Origin of the sequence: Streptomyces paludis (assembly GCF_003344965.1) — a bacterium.
Taxonomy (GTDB): Bacteria; Actinomycetota; Actinomycetes; order Streptomycetales; family Streptomycetaceae; genus Streptomyces; species Streptomyces paludis.
The window spans coordinates 6,926,118-6,943,131 of sequence record NZ_CP031194.1; the positions used below are offsets into that span (position 1 = coordinate 6,926,118).

At 70.5% G+C, this 17,014-nt stretch carries 12 protein-coding genes; 3 read left to right on the forward strand and 9 right to left on the reverse strand.

Annotated features, from left to right (window positions below; translation table 11 throughout):
• Nucleotides 1-2: 2 nt before the first annotated feature.
• The 5 genes from mmsA to DVK44_RS30610 all read right to left on the reverse strand — a co-directional run bounded on the left by mmsA (nucleotide 3) and on the right by DVK44_RS30610 (nucleotide 6,096).
• Complete coding sequence (gene mmsA / locus DVK44_RS30590; RefSeq protein ID WP_114663871.1) at nucleotides 3-1,523, reverse strand: multiple monosaccharide ABC transporter ATP-binding protein; 1,521 nt, start codon at nucleotides 1,521-1,523, stop codon at nucleotides 3-5.
• 56 nt (nucleotides 1,524-1,579) lie between these two features.
• The gene (chvE, locus tag DVK44_RS30595; protein ID WP_114663872.1) at nucleotides 1,580-2,683 is read right to left on the reverse strand and encodes a multiple monosaccharide ABC transporter substrate-binding protein; all 1,104 of its coding nucleotides are present in this window, start codon (nucleotides 2,681-2,683) and stop codon (nucleotides 1,580-1,582) included.
• A gap of 8 nt (nucleotides 2,684-2,691) precedes the next feature.
• The gene (locus DVK44_RS30600) at nucleotides 2,692-3,669 is read right to left on the reverse strand and encodes a hypothetical protein (protein ID WP_114663873.1); all 978 of its coding nucleotides are present in this window, start codon (nucleotides 3,667-3,669) and stop codon (nucleotides 2,692-2,694) included.
• 193 nt (nucleotides 3,670-3,862) lie between these two features.
• Nucleotides 3,863-4,891, reverse strand: coding sequence for a zinc-dependent alcohol dehydrogenase (locus DVK44_RS30605; RefSeq protein ID WP_114665540.1), 1,029 nt, complete (start codon nucleotides 4,889-4,891; stop codon nucleotides 3,863-3,865).
• A 41-nt stretch (nucleotides 4,892-4,932) separates the two neighbouring features.
• Nucleotides 4,933-6,096 carry a mandelate racemase/muconate lactonizing enzyme family protein gene (locus DVK44_RS30610; RefSeq protein ID WP_114663874.1) on the reverse strand — a complete coding sequence of 388 codons (1,164 nt, stop codon included), beginning with the start codon at nucleotides 6,094-6,096 and terminating at the stop codon, nucleotides 4,933-4,935.
• A 198-nt stretch (nucleotides 6,097-6,294) separates the two neighbouring features.
• On the opposite strand from DVK44_RS30610, the gene DVK44_RS30615 reads away from it, so the two are divergent.
• Nucleotides 6,295-7,065, forward strand: coding sequence for an IclR family transcriptional regulator (locus tag DVK44_RS30615; protein ID WP_114663875.1), 771 nt, complete (start codon nucleotides 6,295-6,297; stop codon nucleotides 7,063-7,065).
• A gap of 98 nt (nucleotides 7,066-7,163) precedes the next feature.
• Nucleotides 7,164-7,640, forward strand: coding sequence for a YchJ family protein (locus DVK44_RS30620; protein WP_114663876.1), 477 nt, complete (start codon nucleotides 7,164-7,166; stop codon nucleotides 7,638-7,640).
• 57 nt (nucleotides 7,641-7,697) lie between these two features.
• Here DVK44_RS30620 and DVK44_RS30625 read toward each other — a convergent pair whose 3' ends face one another.
• Nucleotides 7,698-9,812: an MDR family MFS transporter gene (locus DVK44_RS30625; protein ID WP_114663877.1), complete on the reverse strand. Its 2,115-nt coding sequence runs from the start codon at nucleotides 9,810-9,812 to the stop codon at nucleotides 7,698-7,700.
• A gap of 183 nt (nucleotides 9,813-9,995) precedes the next feature.
• Nucleotides 9,996-11,066, reverse strand: coding sequence for an ATP-dependent DNA ligase (locus tag DVK44_RS30630; RefSeq protein ID WP_114663878.1), 1,071 nt, complete (start codon nucleotides 11,064-11,066; stop codon nucleotides 9,996-9,998).
• Nucleotides 11,067-11,141: 75 nt separating this feature from the next.
• Between DVK44_RS30630 and ligD the strand changes: the two genes are divergently transcribed.
• Nucleotides 11,142-12,164: a non-homologous end-joining DNA ligase gene (ligD, locus tag DVK44_RS30635; protein WP_181957568.1), complete on the forward strand. Its 1,023-nt coding sequence runs from the start codon at nucleotides 11,142-11,144 to the stop codon at nucleotides 12,162-12,164.
• Nucleotides 12,165-12,261: 97 nt separating this feature from the next.
• Here the strand turns inward: ligD and DVK44_RS30640 are convergent, their stop codons facing one another.
• Together DVK44_RS30640 and DVK44_RS30645 are read right to left on the reverse strand one after the other, a co-directional pair.
• Nucleotides 12,262-14,484, reverse strand: a complete 2,223-nt coding sequence (locus DVK44_RS30640; RefSeq protein WP_408055418.1) for an OmpL47-type beta-barrel domain-containing protein — start codon at nucleotides 14,482-14,484, stop codon at nucleotides 12,262-12,264.
• A gap of 35 nt (nucleotides 14,485-14,519) precedes the next feature.
• Entirely contained in the window at nucleotides 14,520-17,006 is a 2,487-nt protein-coding gene (locus DVK44_RS30645; RefSeq protein ID WP_114663881.1) for a ThuA domain-containing protein, read from the reverse strand.
• Nucleotides 17,007-17,014: the final 8 nt, after the last annotated feature.

A 17,014-nucleotide genomic window follows, 5' to 3' on the forward strand; every position in this document is an offset into this window, starting at 1 on the left:
GACTACCTCGTGTTCTTGGTCATATGACGCATCAGGACTTCCTGGGTCGCCTCTGCGCGTGGAATCTCACCGGTGAGCCGTCCGGCCGCCATCGTGTAGATGCGGTCGCACATGCCCAGCAGCTCGGGGAGTTCGGAGGAGATGAAGATGACGGCCTTGCCCTCCGCGGCGAGCCGGTCGATGACGGTGTAGATCTCGTACTTCGCACCGACATCGATCCCGCGGGTGGGCTCGTCGAGGATCAGCACATCGGGACCCGCGAAGATCCATTTGCTGAGCACGACCTTCTGCTGATTGCCGCCGGAGAGCCGGCCGACCTGCTCGAACACCGTCGGTGCCTTGATGTTCATGCTGGTGCGGTACGACTCGGCGACCCGGCGCTCCTCGTGCTCGTCGACGATCCCCCGCCTGGACACCTTGGGGAGCGCTCCCAGACTGATGTTGCGGCTGATCGTATCGATGAGGTTGAGCCCGAAGTGCTTGCGGTCCTCGGTGACATACGCGATGCCGTGTCCGACCGCCTCGGGCACCGTCCTCGTCCGGATCTCCCGGCCGTCCTTGACCACCGTCCCGCTGATGTTGCGGCCGTAACTGCGCCCGAAGACGCTCATCGCCAGCTCGGTGCGGCCCGCGCCCATCAGCCCCGCGATCCCGACGATCTCGCCCCGGCGCACCTCGACCGAGACCCCGTCCACCACCTTGCGCTGCTGGTCGATGGGGTGGTGCACGGTCCAGTCGCGCACCTCCAGCACCGGATGGTCGCCCGGCTCGCCCTCGAACGGGGTGCGTTCGGGGAAGCGGTGGTCGAGGTCGCGGCCCACCATGCCCCGGATGATCCGGTCCTCGGTGGTCGAGCCGGCCTTCACATCGAGGGTCTCGATGGTCCGGCCGTCCCGCAGGATCGTCACCGAGTCCGCCACCTCGGCGATCTCGTTGAGCTTGTGCGAGATGATGATCGAGGTGATGCCCTGCTCCTTCAACTCAAGTATCAGACGCAGCAGTTGCGCGCTGTCACTGTCGTTGAGGGCGGCTGTCGGCTCATCCAGGATCAGCAGCTTCACCTTCTTGGCGAGCGCCTTGGCGATCTCCACGAGCTGCTGCTTGCCGACCCCGATGTCCGCCACCCGGGTCCCGGGTTGCTCGTCGAGACCGACCCGCTTCAGCAGCTCGGCGGCGTGCCGGAGCGTCTCGTTCCAGCTGATGAACCCCCTGCTGGCATGCTCGTTGCCGAGAAAGATGTTCTCCGCGATGGACAAGTAGGGCACCAGGGCCAGTTCCTGATGGATGATCACAATGCCTTCGGACTCACTGGCCCGGATGTCCTTGAAGGCGCAGGGGGAGCCCTCGAAGAGGATCTCCCCCTCGTAACTCCCGTGCGGGTGAACGCCGCTGAGGACCTTCATCAGCGTGGACTTGCCCGCGCCGTTCTCCCCGCAGATCGCGTGGACCTCGCCGCGGCCGACCGTGAGGCTCACGTCCGAGAGCGCCTTGACGCCCGGGAAGGTCTTGACGATGGAACGCATCTCCAGGACCGGAGCCGAGGGCGCGGCGGCCGGTGCGGCTGGAGCGGACGGTTCGCTCACTTCAGGTCACTCGCCTTGAGGTAGCCGGAGTCCACCAGCTCCTTCTCGTAGTTGGTCTTGTCGACGCTGACCGGGTTCAGCAGATACGCCGGGACGACCTTGATCTCGTTGTCGTAGGTCTTCTCGTCGTTCACCTCGGGCTTCTTGTCCTTCAGCACCGCGTCCGCCATCTGCACGGCCTGCTGGGCCAGCGCCCGGGTGTCCTTGTAGACCGTCATCGTCTGCCGGCCCGCGATGATCGACTTGACCGAGGCGACCTCCGCGTCCTGTCCGGTGACCAGCGGGTACGGCTTCGAGGCCGTACCGTAGCCGCCCGACTTGAGCGCCGACAGGATGCCGATCGAGATCCCGTCGTACGGCGAGAGGACGGCGTCCACGTTCTTCGAGCTGTACGACCCGGTGATCAGGTTGTCCATGCGCTTCTGCGCCGTGCCGCCGTCCCAGCCCTGGGTGGTGACCTGCTCCAGCTTCGTCTGGCCGCTCTGGACGACGAGCTGCTTCTTGTCGATGTACGGCTGGAGCGTCTTCATCGCGCCGTCGAAGAAGTAGCGCGTGTTGTTGTCGTCCGGGGAGCCCGCGAACAGCTCGATGTTGAACGGGCCCTTCTTGCCGTCCGCCAGCCCGAGCTTCTCGACGAGGTAGGTGGCCTGGAGAACACCCACCTTCTCGTTGTCGAACGACGCGTAGTAGTCGACGTTCTTCGTGCCGAGGATCAGCCGGTCGTAGGCGATGACCTTGATGTTCTTGTCAGCGGCCTGCTGGAGCACATCGCTGAGCGCCCGGCCGTCGATGGCCGCGATCACCAGGACGTCCACACCCTTGGTGATCATGTTCTCGATCTGGTTGACCTGCTGGGCGACGACGTTCTCGCCGAACTGGAGGTTCGTCTTGTAGCCGAGCTTCTTGAACTGGGCCTCGATATTGGCTCCGTCGGCGATCCAGCGCTCCGACGACTTGGTCGGCATCGCGATGCCGACGGTGGAGTCCCCGCCCTTCTTTCCGTCGTCCTTGCTTCCGCCCTCACTGCTCTGCCCGCAGGCGGCGAGGGAGAGAACCAGGGAGACGGCGGTGACGGCGAGTGCGGCTCGACGAGTACGCATGGGCGGCATCAGTCCTTGTCGTGGGTCAGGGGGAAACGGCGGAGAACACCCGGCAGCCGGGAACCGAGCGGCGACATACCGCCGTCGGCCCCGTGCCGGGCGAGCAGATCGAGCACGAGCCTGCCGCGGCGGACCCGCTCACGGGCACTGCTGAGCGCAGTCTCGCGAAGCTGGGCACCAAAGGGATAGATCCCGGGGGACTTTGACAGGCCGAACTTCAGATAGAGCGGGGCGCCGCGGCGGATCAGCTCCGCCGCCTCGTACATCCGGACATAGCCGCCGAGGTCGTCGGGCGCCTCGATGTAGAGGTCCATGGGCGCGCGGCTGACCCGGCGGATCTCGGTGAAGTGGTCGAGCGCGAGATCCGAGGGGATGTTGACGGAGTCGGCGCCGAGCCCTTCGAACACCGCGTACGACGCCGGGTTGACCGGGCCGATCAGCGCCGACACCTTGAACGTGGTGTCCGCGGGCAGCACCCCGCTCTCGCGCAGCCGGTGCAGCGTCCACAGCACGCCCTCGTCGGCCACGAGCAGGCACTTCACGCCCAACTCGGTGGCGCGCACGGCGTCTTCGACACAGCCGGCCAGCGCGTCGTGGCCCCGGGCGCGCAGCCCCGCGCCGCCCGAGTCCGTACGGGTGGAGGCGCCGGTGTCCCAGGTGCCGCGCGGCCCGGTGAACAGGCACAGCTCGATGTCGCGGGAGGCGCAGCCGTCGACCATCTCGGTGATGTCGGCGTCGGAGAGCATCCAGACACCGCTGCCCTGGCTGATGCGGTGGACGGGCACATCGAGCCGGGCGGACTCCTTGAGGACCACCCCGAGGCTCTCCGGGCCCTCCACGGACGGGACTTCGGTACGCCAGGTGCCACCGTCGGGGAAGGAGTGCGGGGAGGCGTCGGCGGGGTCGGGGGCGGGCGCGGCCAGGCCGAGCGAGGCGAGCGCCTGCTCGCCGGGACGCCGGGGGGCGGGGGCTGATGCTTCGGTCACGGACGAGTCCTTCGGTTCAGTGGGAGCGCGTGGTGCGGGGTGGTGAAGTACGGGGCGCGCGCGGTGCGTTGTACGGGTGGTGCGTGGTGCCGGTGGTGCGTGGTGAGGCGGGCGGTGCTCGGGCGGAACGGGCGGTGCGTGAGTGGTGCGGGGTACGGCGACGACGGGCGACGGACGGGAGCCCGCCGTACGGTCAGGGGCGCAGCAGCACCTTCCCCGTGCCCGGATCGCCCCCGCCGACCAGCGCCACGGCCTCGCCGTACCGCTCCAGCGGGAACTCGTGCGTGACGAGCGGCCCCGGGGTGAGGATCCCCGCCGTGAAGGCCCGTACCGCGAAGTCCCAGGCGCTGGACGGCGCGCCGAAGACACTCCGTACCGTCAGCTGCTGGAACGACAGGTGGACCGGGTCGATCCCGGCCGCCCCCGGGGTGAACATCCCGGTGAGCACGACCCGGCCGCCGCGCCGCGCCAGCAGGCACGAGGAGGCCGCCGTGGCGGGCGCCCCGGCCGTCTCCACGACCAGGTCGTACCGCCCGTGCAGCTCCTTGGACTCCTCCGGTGTACCCACTCCGGTCGCCCCGAACTCCTGTGCCTGGAGGGTTCGTTGAGTTCTCGGATCGATCACCGTCAGCTCGCCGGGCGAGGAGGCCGCGAGCAGCTGTACGGCGAGCAGCCCGAGGGTGCCCGCGCCGACCACCGCGATCCGCTCGCCCGGCTCCGGACGGCCGGCCCGGACGGCGGCGGCCACCACCGCGGCCGGCTCCAGCAGGGCGGCGGCGCGCAGATCTGCGTCATCGGCGAGCGGGTGCAGCAGCCGGGCCGGGACGACGAGATGGTCGGCGAAGGCGCCGGGCACGGTGAAGCCCGTCTCCTCGTAACCGCCCTCGCACAGCGAGGTCTCGCCCTCCCGGCAGCGGGCGCAGGAACCGCAGGCCCGGAAGCCCTCCGCGACCGTACGGCGGCCGACCAGGGCCGGGTCGACGCCCGCGCCGACCGCGTCCACGGTGCCCGCCCACTCGTGCCCCGGGGTGACCGGGTAGCGCACATAGGCCGCGTCGCGGCGGCCGTCGTACACCTCGCGGTCGCTCATACAGACACCGGCCGCGAAGACCCGTACCCGTACCTCGCCGGGTCCCGGCTCCGGCACGGCGGCCGTCACGAGCCGGTGCGCGCCCGGCCGTTCGACGACGATGGAGCGACTGCTCGCGGGTCCGCCGCTCACCGGCCCGTCACCCACCGGTCCGCCGCTCGCGGGTCCGTCGCTCACCGGTCCGCCTTCGGGTCGCGCTTCTCCCAGCCCTCGGCCCACAGGTCGAACCGCGCGCGCTGCTGCGGGAATTCGGCCGCCGCCTCCACGTCGAACTCGACACCGAGCCCGGGGGCGTGCGAGATCTCGAAGCAGCCGGTCTCCGGGTCCACCTGCGGCGCGCCCTTGACCACCTTCTTGATCTCCGCGTCCGCGAAGTCGTTGAAGTGCTCAAGAATCTTGAAGTTCGGCGTGCAGGCGGCGACTTGGAGGCTCGCCGCGGTCAGCACCGAGCCGCCCACGTTGTGCGGCGCGATCAGTGTGTAGTGGGTCTCGGCGGTGGCGGCCAGCTTCCGTGTCTCCAGGATGCCGCCGATGTGGCCCACGTCCGGCTGGATGATGTCGGCGGCCTGCGACTCGAACAGCTCGCGGAACTCGATCCGGTCGTGGATGCGCTCACCGGTCGCGATCGGCAGATCGACCTTCCCGGCGACCTTCGCGAGCGCCTTGAGGTTCTCCGGCGGCACCGGCTCCTCCAGCCAGGCCGGGGAGAACGGCGCCATCTCGCGGGCCAGCCGGATCGCGGTGGCCGGGCTGAACCGCCCGTGCATCTCCAGCATCAGCTCGGCGTCCGGGCCGATCGCGTCCCGTACCGCCTCGATCAGCGCCACGGCCTCATTGCTCGACTGCCGGTCCAGCTCGAAGTGGCCGGTCCCGAACGGGTCGATCTTCAGCGCCCGGTAACCGCGCGCCACGACCGCCTCGGCGGCCTTGTGGTACGCCTCGGGGGTCCGCTCGGTGGTGTACCAGCCGTTGGCGTACGCCTTGACGCGGTCGGTGACCTTGCCGCCGAGCAGCTGCCAGACCGGCACGCCCAGCGCCTTGCCCTTGATGTCCCAGCAGGCCATTTCGACGACCGCGATGCCCGACATCACGATCTCGCCGGCCCGCCCGTAGTCGCCGTACTTCATCCGGCGGACGAGGTCCTCGACCGCGAAGGGGTCGGAGCCCCGGAGGTGGTTGGCCTCCGCCTCGCGCAGATACCCGACGAGCGCGTCGGTCCTGCCGAGCATCCGGGTCTCGCCGACTCCGGTGAGGCCCTCGTCGGTGTGGACCAGGACGTAGGTGAGGTTACGCCACGGCGTACCGACGACATGCGTGCTGATTCCCGTAATGCGCAAGGCGGTGTCCCTAGGGTGCGATGGGGCTGTGTTCGGTTCGGTGTTCGGGTCGTTCGGTATTTCGTCACACGTTCGAAATCGTGGCGTGACGGTATTCAGGCTGCCGGAGGGGTGTCAATGGGTAGTGCACCGGTTAGCCTGTGTTCGTCATGTCGGCCGATGGCCGAAGTACCGAACAAGAGGGGTGGGTGGTCGCTCGTGGGCCGGCTGGTCCCCGCGGTGACGCGGGCCCTGGACATACTCGAACTGTTCCTGGAGGGCGACGGCACGCTCTCCGCGCCCGATGTCATTCGCAAACTCCAGCTTCCGCGCACCACGGTGCACGAGCTGCTCACCACGCTGGCGGCCCGCTCCTATCTCGCGCCCGTGCCCGGCCAGCCGGGCCGCTACCGGCTCGGTGTGCGCTCGTACCAGCTCGGCAGCCGGTACGCCGAGCAGCTCGACCTCGCCGCCGAGGGCCGGCAGGTCGCCCGGGAGACGGCCGAGACCTGTGACGAGACCGTCCATGTCGCGATCCTGGAGGACACGGACGTCATCTACATCGCGAAGGTGGACTCCACCCACGCGGTCCGGATGGTCTCCGCCGCCGGGCGCCGGCTGCCCGCCCACTGCACGTCGGTGGGGAAGATGCTGCTGGCCTCGCTGCCGCCCGCCGACCTCGAAGCCCGGATCGCCGGCCACGAGTTCATCGCGATGACCCCCGCGAGCCTGACCGATCCCGAGGCCCTCCGCGCCGAGCTGGCCGGTATCCGCGAGCGCGGCTTCGCCGTCGAGCACCGCGAGTCCAACCCTGACGTCAGCTGTGTGGCCGCGCCGGTACGCGACCGGGTGGGCCGGGTCGTCGCCGCCCTCTCCATCTCCGTACCGATGATTCGCTGGAGCGACGCCCGCGAGGAGGAGCTGGCCCAGCTCGCGGTCAAGGGAGCGGGCGCGCTGTCCGCGCGGCTGGGCCACCGCGCGCAGCACTGACCGCGAAACCGGGGGGCCGCGCGGGGTCCGGCGTGGGGTCCGGAGCGGGGTTCGGCACGGGGTCCGCCGCGGGGTCCGCCGCGGGGGAGAATGGCGCCATGGCCCGCCGCACGTCTCGTACCGCCCGTACCCGCACCAGCGCCCGCAGCGCTCCCGGTACGGCCGCCCTTACGCCCACCCCGCCCACCGCGCCCGCCGGGCCCTGCCCCTGCGGCCGGGGCGAGCCGTACGGCGCGTGCTGCGGCCGGTTCCACACCGGAGCCGCCGCCGCGCCCACGCCCGAGCTGCTGATGCGCTCCCGCTACAGCGCCTTCGCGCTCCTGGACGCGCCGTATCTGCTGCGCACCTGGGCCCCCGCCACCCGGCCCGCCCGGCTGGACCTGGACCCCGGGACGCGCTGGACGGGCCTGGAGATCCTGGAGACCACCGGCGGCAGCGCCTTCCACCCGGCCGGTACGGTCACCTTCCGCGCGCGCTTCCGCGAAGGGGGCCGGGACGGCGAACTGCTGGAGCGGAGCCGCTTCGAGCGGTACGGGGGCGCGTGGGTGTACGTGGACGGCACTTTCCCGGAGTGAACGGCCGGGGGCGGAGACAGGGCCGAGGACCACGTACGACTCCGCCGCCCCGTCCGCTCAGCGCGTCGTCGAGAGCGTCGCGCCCGACGTGCTGAGGCCCCGGTCGCCCGGCAGGTCATGGGCCAGGTCCTCCGCGAGCAGCCGCTTCGCGATCGCGTCCACGGCGCCGCGCAGCTCCGTACTGCTGGGGCGGCCCCGGTCGGCCTCCAGGCGTTCGCTCAGCCAGTGCCCCCAGGCCGCCGTGATCACCGCGGCCTCCCGGCCGCCCGCCTCCGTGTGCGCGAGCATGTTCCCCGTCCGGCTCAGATAGCCCTCGTCGACCATCCGGTCGAAGACCGGCAGCAGCACCTCGGGCGGCACCCGGTGGCGGCCCGCGATCAGCCCCAGGGTCGCGTGGCCGACCATCCGGGTGAACAGTTCGACCTGCATCACGGCCCACGCCCCGGCCATGTCGAGCCGCGTATCGGCCGACGCCATGATCGCGCGCGCCTCCTTCCCGCGCGCCGACCGCAGGATCTTCGCCACGGACAGCTCCAGCAGCCGGGCCGAGTCGCCCGAACCGGGCTGGGCGAACCCCTCGCCCATGTCCGTGGAACCGGCCCGCGCCGAGTCGTGCAGCTTCACCTGCTTCAGGAAGAGCGCCACCACGAACCCCACGAGCGCCACCGGCACCGTCCACAGGAACACCGTGTGCAGCGTGTCCGCGTACGCCTGGACGATCGGTCCGGACTGCGCCGCCGGCAGCCCGTGCACCCCCTGCGGGCTCTGCGCGGCCTTGGCCACCGCCGACGCGTCGGTGCCCGGGCCGCCCGCCCGCACCGCCTCCGCCACCCCCGTCCGCAGCCGGGGCGTCAGGGAGTTGGCGTAGATCGTGCCGAAGACGGCCGTCCCGAAGGCGCTGCCCAGCGTACGGAAGAAGGTGACCCCCGAGGTCGCCGTGCCCAGGTCCGCGTACGCCACCGTGTTCTGCACGGCGATCGTCAGCACCTGCATGGAGAGCCCGATCCCCAGCCCCAGGACGAGCATGGACCCCGACTCCCGCCACACCCCCGACCCCGGCCCCATCCGCGACAGCAGGAAGAGCCCGGCGCCCATCACCAGCGAGCCGACTACGGGGAACATCCGGTAGTGCCCCGTACGGCTGACCACATTGCCGCTGAACACCGACGCCGCCAGCAGCCCGATGACCATCGGCAGCGTCCGTACCCCGGAGACCACCGCCGAGTCGCCGTCCACGTACTGGAGATACGTCGGCAGATACGTCAGCGCGCCGAGCATCGCGAACCCGACGATAAAGCTCAGCACCGAGCAGACCCCGAACACCGGATTGCCGAACAGCCGCATCGGCAGCATCGGTTCGGCGGCGCGCGTCTCCACCACACAGAAGAGCACGAGCGCGACGACCCCGCCGGCGAAGAGCCCGAGGATGACCGGTGATCCCCACGCGTACTCGTTGCCGCCCCAACTCGTCGCCAGAATAAGGGCGCTCGCCCCGACGGCCACCAGCGCGATACCCGGATAGTCGATGACGGGCCGCCGCACCGCCTTGACGGCCGGGATGGTACGGGCCGCCGCGATGACCACGGCGATGGCGATCGGCACATTGACGTAGAAGCACCAGCGCCAGCTCAGATTGTCCGTGAACACCCCGCCGAGCAGCGGCCCCACCACCGTGGCCACCCCGAAGACCGCGCCGATCGCGCCCTGGTACTTGCCCCGCTCGCGCAGCGGGATGACATCCGCGATCAGCGCCATGGCCGTCACCATCAGCCCGCCGGCGCCGATGCCCTGGACGGCGCGCCAGCCGATCAGCAGGGTCATGCTGGTGGAGAGGCCACAGAGGAACGAACCGGTGATGAAGACGACCGCCGAGATCTGGAAGATCAGCTTCCGGCCGAAGAGATCGCCGAACTTGCCCACCAGTACGGTCGCGACGGTCTCCGCGAGCAGATACGCGGTGACCACCCACGACATGTGTGTCGCGCCGCCCAGGTCCGAGACGATCGTCGGCAGGGCCGTGCCGACGATGGTCTGGTCGAGCGCGGCGAGCAGCATCCCGAGCATGATCGTGGCGAAGACGATGTTCCGCTGCCGCTTGTCGAGCACGGGCGGCGCCGGGGCGGACGCGGAGACCGGCACCGGGGCGGCGGTGGTGTCGCTGGCTGTTGTCACCCTTGCACGGTCACATTCGGCACTGCCGGGCGCATGTGGGGGAGTCCGTACTGGTGAGAGGGGACTCCACCGGGTTTGAACCACGCGCCGGACCTTTCACACGCCGGCCGGACCGTCGTCAAACGCCCCGCCGGACCGTCACACGCCGGCCGGGCCGCCGTCACACGCCCCGGCGGACCGTCGTCAAACGCTCCGGCGCGCGAGCACCTCCGCCAGGTCGTACCCCACCGGCTCCGCCAACTGCGCGTACGTACAGCTCTCCGGCGTACGGTCCGGACGCCACCGGCGGAACTGCGTGGTGTGCCGGAACCGGTCGCCCTCCATATGGTCGTACGCCACCTCGCACACCCGCTCCGGCCGCAGCGCGAGCCAGGACAGGTCCTTCGTGCCCGACCAGCGGCTCGGCGCGCCCGGCAGCCGGGCGCTCTCGTGCGCGGACTCCTCCGACCAGGCCGCCCAGGGGTGGCCCGCCGCCGTCTCCATCCGCAGCGGGGCCAGCTCCTCGGCCAGCTCGGCCCGGCGGCGCAGGGAGAAGGCCGCGCACACCCCGACATGCTGGAGGACACCGGCGGAGTCGTACAGCCCCAGCAGCAGAGACCCCACCACGGGACCGCTCTTGTGCGGGCGGTACCCGGCGACGACCGCGTCCGCCGTCCGCTCGTGCTTGATCTTGTACATCGACCGGGTGTCCGGGCGGTACGGCAGATCCAGCGGCTTGGCGACCACCCCGTCGAGCCCGGCGCCCTCGTACCGCTCGAACCACACCGCCGCCAGCGCCGGGTCCGTGGTGGCGGGCGCGAGATGGACCGGCGGCCGGACGCCCGTCAGCGCCGCCTCCAGCGCCTCCCGGCGCCGTACCTGCGGGAGATCGAGCAGCGAGGCGTCCCCGAGGGCGAGCAGATCGAACGCGACGAAGCTGGCCGGCGTGCTGACGGCCAGCAGCTCCACCCGGGACTTCGCCGGATGGATCCGCTCGCTCAGCCGGTCGAAGTCCAGCCGGTCGCCGTGGACGACCACGATCTCGCCGTCCACCACACACCGCTCGGGCAGCTCGGCGCGCAGGGCCGTGACCAGCTCGGGGAAGTAGCGGGCGAGCGACTTCCCCGTCCTGCTGCCGATCACCACCTCGTCGCCGTCCCGGAACACGATCGCCCGGAAACCGTCCCACTTGGCCTCGTACTGCATCCCCGGCGGGATACCGGCCACGGACTTGGCGAGCATGGGTTTCACGGGAGGCATGACCGGAAGATCCATGCCCCCGATTGTCCCCGGGACCGCCGCCGCGCGCCCGATATGCGCACCGCGCCCACCCGGCCTAGCGTGGCCCCCATGGGATCGGGAGCGGGTCAGGCGGTGGAGCTGGAGGCGGACGGCCGGACCGTACGGCTGTCCAGCCCCGACAAGGTCTACTTTCCGGCGCGCGGCTTCACCAAGCTGGATGTCGCGCGCTACTACCTCGCCGTCGCGCCCGGCATCACCCGCGCCCTGCGCGACCGGCCCACCACCCTCGAACGCTTCCCGGACGGTGTCGAGGGCGAGTCCTTCTTCCAGAAACGCGCGCCCAAGAACCTGCCCGACTGGATCCCCACCGCCCGTATCGACTTCCCCAGCGGCCGGTCCGCCGACGAGATCTGCCCCACCGAGCCCGCCGCCGTCCTCTGGGCCGCGAACCTCGGCTGCCTCACCTTCCACCCCTGGCCGGTCCGCGGCGACCGCACCGACCACCCCGACGAACTGCGCATCGACCTCGACCCCCAGCCCGGCACCGACTTCGCCGACGCCGTCAGGGCCGCCCACGAACTCCACGCCTTCCTGGACGAACTGGGCCTGACCGGCTGGCCCAAAACCTCCGGCGGCCGGGGCCTGCACGTCTTCGTCCCCATCGAACCGCGCTGGACCTTCACCGAGGTACGCCGCTGCGCCATCACCGTCGGCCGCGAACTGGAGCGCCGTATGCCGGGCCGGGTCACCACCGCGTGGTGGAAGGAGGAACGCGGCGAACGCATCTTCGTCGACTACAACCAGACCGCCCGCGACCGCACCATCGCCAGCGCCTACTCCATCCGCCCCCACCCGCACGCCCCGGTCTCCGCCCCCCTGCGCTGGGACGAACTGGACGAGGTGACCCCACGCGACTTCGACCTGGCCACCATGCCCGTACGCTACGCCGAACTCGGCGACGTACACGCGGACATGGACCAGCACCGCCACACCCTGAACGGCCTGCTCGAACTGGCCGACCGCCACGACCACGACCACGGCCCGAGCGACATGCCGTACCCCCCGGACTACCCCAAAATGCCCGGCGAACCCAAACGCGTCCAACCGAGCCGGGCCCGGCACGAGAAGTAACCGCGGTACGGGAGACGGCACTCCGCCCCGCCGGACGGGAGCCGGCGGGGCGGAGTTCATCCCTTGGGCCGGGTAACCGGCCGTCCGGGGAAGGCGGTTACAGCTCCTTGATGCGGATGTTGCGGTAGGAGATGACGTCCGTTGTGCCGTGGACCTGGAGGCCGATGTAGCCGGTGGCGTAGCGGCGGCCGTCGGTGCCTGGGTCGCCGGCTCGGGCGGGGTAGAAGTCCTGGCCGCCGAAGTTGTCGAACTCGTTGATCAGGACGCCGTTGCGCAGGATCTCGTAGTGCTGGTCGACCACGCGGATCTCGTAGTCGTTCCAGGTGCCCTTCGGGGTGACTCCGGCGCCGCCGAGGCCGACGCGGTCGAAGCCGTAGATGGAGCCGGTCTTGTACAGGTCGCCGTCCGGCCGGTCGAGGATCTGGATCTCATGGCCGTAGTTGATGGCGACCCACTCGGGCCGGGACTCCTCCGGGTGGTTGTGGACGTACGGGAAGCGGACGAAGACACCGGCGTTGGCGTTGCCGTTGCCCGGGGCGTCGTCGCGGAACTGGAGCTTCAGCGAGAAGTCCCCGTACTTGCGCTGCGGGAACCAGAGCATGCCCATGCCGGCGACCGTACTGCTACTGGTGATCGCGCCGTCGCCGGAGAGGGCGAAGCTGCCGCCGCCGACCTGTGCCCACTTGCCGAGGGAGGCGGCCGAGCCGTCGAAGAGATCGCGGTAGCCCTCGGTCTGGCCCGGGGTGCCGATCCGGGAGTCCCGGGCGGCCTCGGCGATCCTCGCGTGCTCGCGCTCGTCGATGACGTTGTCGGTGAGGAGCTTGTCGAGCACCGCGTCGACGTGCTTGAGGAAGAGGGCCTGTGAGGTCCACTCGCGCTCGTCCTCGATCAGCTCGTTTATCGTGCACCGGTTACGGGTCAGCCGGTTGGGCACGCCCGTGTCGACCGTACCGACGAAGACCGTCAACCGCTCGTCGAACTCAGGGCAGTTGGGGGCCGGGACGCCGCCGCTCTGGGCGATCGTGAACGACACCTGCTGGGCCGGCGAGGTGTTGCCCGCCTTGTCCGTCGCCCGGTAGGAGAGGGTGTGGAAGCCGACCCGGTCGACGATGACCGGCGCGGTGTAGGCGAGATACGGGCCGGCGTCGAGGGAGTACTCGATCCGGTCCACGCCCGACTCGGTGTCGGTTGCCGTGAGGGTCACCCGGGCGCTGGTGAGATACGCGCCGTTGGCGTTCTTGTCGCCCGTCACCACCGCGCCGGTGACCGGCGGTGTGGTGTCCTTCACCGGCGGGGCGACCACGGTGAAGGAGACGGACTTCTCGGCGGCCATGTTGCCCGCGCGGTCGGTGGCGCGGTAGCGGACGGTGTGTGCGCCGAGCGCGTGGACCATCACCGGCGCGGTGTACGGCTGCCAGGCACCGGAGGCGCCGAGCGCGTACTCGATGGTGTTGACGCCCGAGCCGGTGTCCGACGCGGTGACGGTGACCGTGGCCATCGACAGATAGTTCCCCGCGCCGTCCCGCTCGCCGCTCACCGTCGCCGAGGTCTCCGGCGGCGCGGTGTCGTCGGTGGGCGGGGCGACCACGGTGAAGGAGACGGACTTCTCCGCCGCCGTGTTGCCCGCCCGGTCGGTCGCGCGGTAGCGGACGGTGTGCTCGCCGACCTGGTCGACCACCACGGGGTTGATGTAGGGCTGCCACGGCCCGTCGGCCCCGAGCGCGTACTCGGTGGTCGCCACACCGGAACCGGCGTCGGACGCCGACACGGTCACCGTCGCGGAGCCCACGTACGCGCCGTCGGCGTTCCGCTGGCCGGTGACCGCGGCCGAGGTCTCCGGCGCCTCGGTGTCGTCCCCGCCGCCCGCCTCGGTCACGGTGAGCGTGCCCGTCATCAGGCCGTGGCCCGGGATGACGCAGTGGTAGCGGTAGGTGCCCGGGGTCAGGGTGACCTCGGTGGTGTACTTGCCGCCGTTGCTGTCACCGGGGTTGGCCAGGATGTTCAGCTGGACGTCGTTGTTGTACCGCGGATCGGACACATCGAAGGTCAGTGTGTGCGGCATCCCGAGGGTGTTGCCGGTGGCCACGCTGTTCTCGAAGACGATTGTCGCGGGACCGGCCTCGGCCGTGGTGGGGAAGGTGAGATAGTGGTCGATGGAGTCACCGGCGGTCCAGGTGAGCACCTGCGCGGCGGCCGTCGCCCGGTCCTCGGCGCCGCTCGCGGTCCCGCCCGTACCGTCGCCGGTACGGCCGTACGCCGCCGTCGAGGTCAGCCCGAGCAGCAGCACCAGTGTGCCCACCAGCGCCGTCCACAGGCGCACCGCCCGGAGCCGGTACGGATCCCTCACGCGCTGTCTCACTGTGCCGCCTTTCTGACCAGGTCCTTGGCCGCCGGGGTCGGCGCGCCGCCCTTGAACGTCACACGCCACAGCGCGGACTGCGAGTCGGAGTTGAAGAAGCCGCGCCCGTAGTCGAGGACGTAGAGCGAGCCGTCCGGGGCGAACTTCCAGTCCATCAGATTGCGGATCCCGCCCTGGCCGACCGGGATGATCCTCTTCAGTGTGTCGGCGGAGGTGGGCAGCCCGCCCTTCGCCAGGGTCTTCGGGTCCATCAGCACCGCGTGGCGCGGATTGTCCGCGTCGTAGAAGTCACCGATGAACCACTTGCCGTCCCAGTACTCGGGCCACTTGTCGGCGCTGTTGCTGTTCGGGTCGTAGCGGTAGAGCGGGCCGTCCATGGCCGCCTGGCCGCCGCCCTTGAGCCACGGCAGCAGGAAGGTGCCCTGGTCGGCGCGGTAGCTGGGGACACCGTTGGCGTCGCGCGGGAAGTCCGGACCGCCGCCCTGCGGCGAGTACCAGATATTGGTGGGGGTGACCGGCGGCAGATTCACCAGGCCGTTGTTGTTGGGGGACTCGTTCTTCGGCGCGGCGCAGTCGTACCAGCCGAGCGGCCGGGTCGGATCGGGCAGATTACGGTCCCGGTAGGGCTGGTTGTTGCCCATGCAGAACGGCCAGCCGAAGTTGCCCGGCTTGGTGATCGCCGCGAACGACTCGTACTTCGCCGGGCCCCAGGTGGTGGACGGGGAGCCCGCGTCGGGGCCGACCCAGCCCGCGTACAGGGTGTCGGTCTGCTTGTCGATCGAGATCCGGGACGGGTTGCGTACGCCCATCACATAGATCTCGCCGCGGGTCTTGCCACCGCCCTCGGCCTGCTCCTTGCCCGTGAAGAGGTTGCCCTCGGGCAGGGTGGCGGTGCCGTCCTGCTCCGGGTGGATGCGCAGGATCTTCCCGTTGAGGTTGTTGGTGTTGCCCGAGGTGCGGCGGGCGTCGGCGAACGAGACGCCCTTGTAGGCCGGCACCGGGTTGTTGCCGGAGTAACCGTCGCTGAATTGAGACGAGTTGTTGTCACCGGTCGCGATGTACAGGTTGCCCTTCGAGTCGAAGGCCATACCGCCGCCGGAGTGGCAGCAACTGTGCACCTGTACGGGCCACTTCAGCAGGACCTTCTCGGAGGTGAGGTCCAGCCGGTTGGTCGTACGGTTCAGGGTGAAGCGGGAGACGCGCCGTTCGGCGATCCGCTTGTCGCGGTCGAGCCCGGTGTGCGGGGTGTAGTGGAGATAGACCCAGCCGTTGGAGGTGAAGGCGGGGTCCAGCTCGATACCGAGCAACCCCTCCTCGACCTTGACCAGTTCGCCGCCGCCGCCCTTGTTGCCGAAGACCGTCAGGGCGCCGGCGAGCGTCACCGCCTTGGTCCGCGGGTCGTAGACATGGATCTGGCCGAGCCCCTTGCCGATGTCCGGGTCGTCCCAGTCGGTGATCACCGGGGCGCCGCCGGCGCCGCCGCCGCGGCCGATGTAGAGCACCCGGCCGTCGGGCGCGGTGACCAGTCCGTGCGGTTCGCCGATCTGGTCCTGCTGCCCCGGCTGGTTGGGCTGAGTGACGCGCTCCGCCCGGTAGTTGGCGTCGATGGTGGCCTTGCAGTCGGCGGCGGAGACCCGGGTGGTCCACTGGAGGGCGCCGCGCAGATGGGCGCGGAAGTCGGTCTCCGCGTACGAGTCGGCCGTACCGCCCATGGCGGTGTAGAAGGACCGGCCGCCGTCGTAGTCACGGCACCAGGAGACGGGGTGGTCGACCCCGTTGGCCCCGGTGCCGGGTTTGTAGGTGGTCTCCCTGACCCGGGCGACGGTGTGCACCGAACCGGACGGGTTCTGCGACCAGTTGAACCACTTGTCGGAGCGCTTCCACTCCTGCGGGAGGCTCTTGGTGGCCGGGTGGACGCGGTCACCGACCTCGACCGTCGCGCGCTGGACGGTGCTGGGGGCGCCGGTCGGCCGGGCGCCGATCAGCCCGGTGAACCAGTCGGAGTACGGCTCGGTCCTGGCCGCCTCGTGGAGACCGAGGAAGCCGCCGCCGGCCTTCACATACGACTCCAGCCCCGCTTCCTGCGCCGGGTCGAGCACATCGCCGCCGCCGGTGAGGAAGACGATCGCGTTGTAGCCGCTGAGCCTGCTCGCGTTGGTGAAGACCGCGGGGTTGGCCGTGGCCTCCGTCGTGAACCGGCCGGCGAGCGGACCCGTCAGCCCGATCGACTCGATGGCCTCGATCCCCGCGTCGACGACCGGCGACTCCTCGGAGGCGGAGGCGTGGAAGACAAGGACCTTGACGTTCTCGCCGCCGGGCGGCGAGGCGATGGACAACGTTGTCGAGGCTGTTCTCGGGGACGGATCGGCGGTGGCGGCCGTGCCGCCGAGCAGGGACGCCGCCATGGTGCCGGCCACCAGGGCCGCGGCTGTCGCCCGTCTGGACCGAGGCGATCCCGACCGGTGATGTGGTGTGCGCTGCATGTGTTCAC

What these genes read in the sequence shown, in the direction of transcription:
- DVK44_RS30620 (WP_114663876.1), top strand. Translation starts at nt 7,164, where the DNA reads ATGGCCCGCCGCACGTCTCGTACCGCCCGTACCCGCACCAGCGCCCGC.
- chvE (WP_114663872.1), bottom strand. Translation starts at nt 2,683, where the DNA reads ATGCGTACTCGTCGAGCCGCACTCGCCGTCACCGCCGTCTCCCTGGTT.
- mmsA (WP_114663871.1), bottom strand. Translation starts at nt 1,523, where the DNA reads ATGCGTTCCATCGTCAAGACCTTCCCGGGCGTCAAGGCGCTCTCGGAC.
- ligD (WP_181957568.1), top strand. Translation starts at nt 11,142, where the DNA reads ATGGGATCGGGAGCGGGTCAGGCGGTGGAGCTGGAGGCGGACGGCCGG.
- DVK44_RS30630 (WP_114663878.1), bottom strand. Translation starts at nt 11,066, where the DNA reads ATGGATCTTCCGGTCATGCCTCCCGTGAAACCCATGCTCGCCAAGTCC.
- DVK44_RS30645 (WP_114663881.1), bottom strand. Translation starts at nt 17,006, where the DNA reads ATGCAGCGCACACCACATCACCGGTCGGGATCGCCTCGGTCCAGACGG.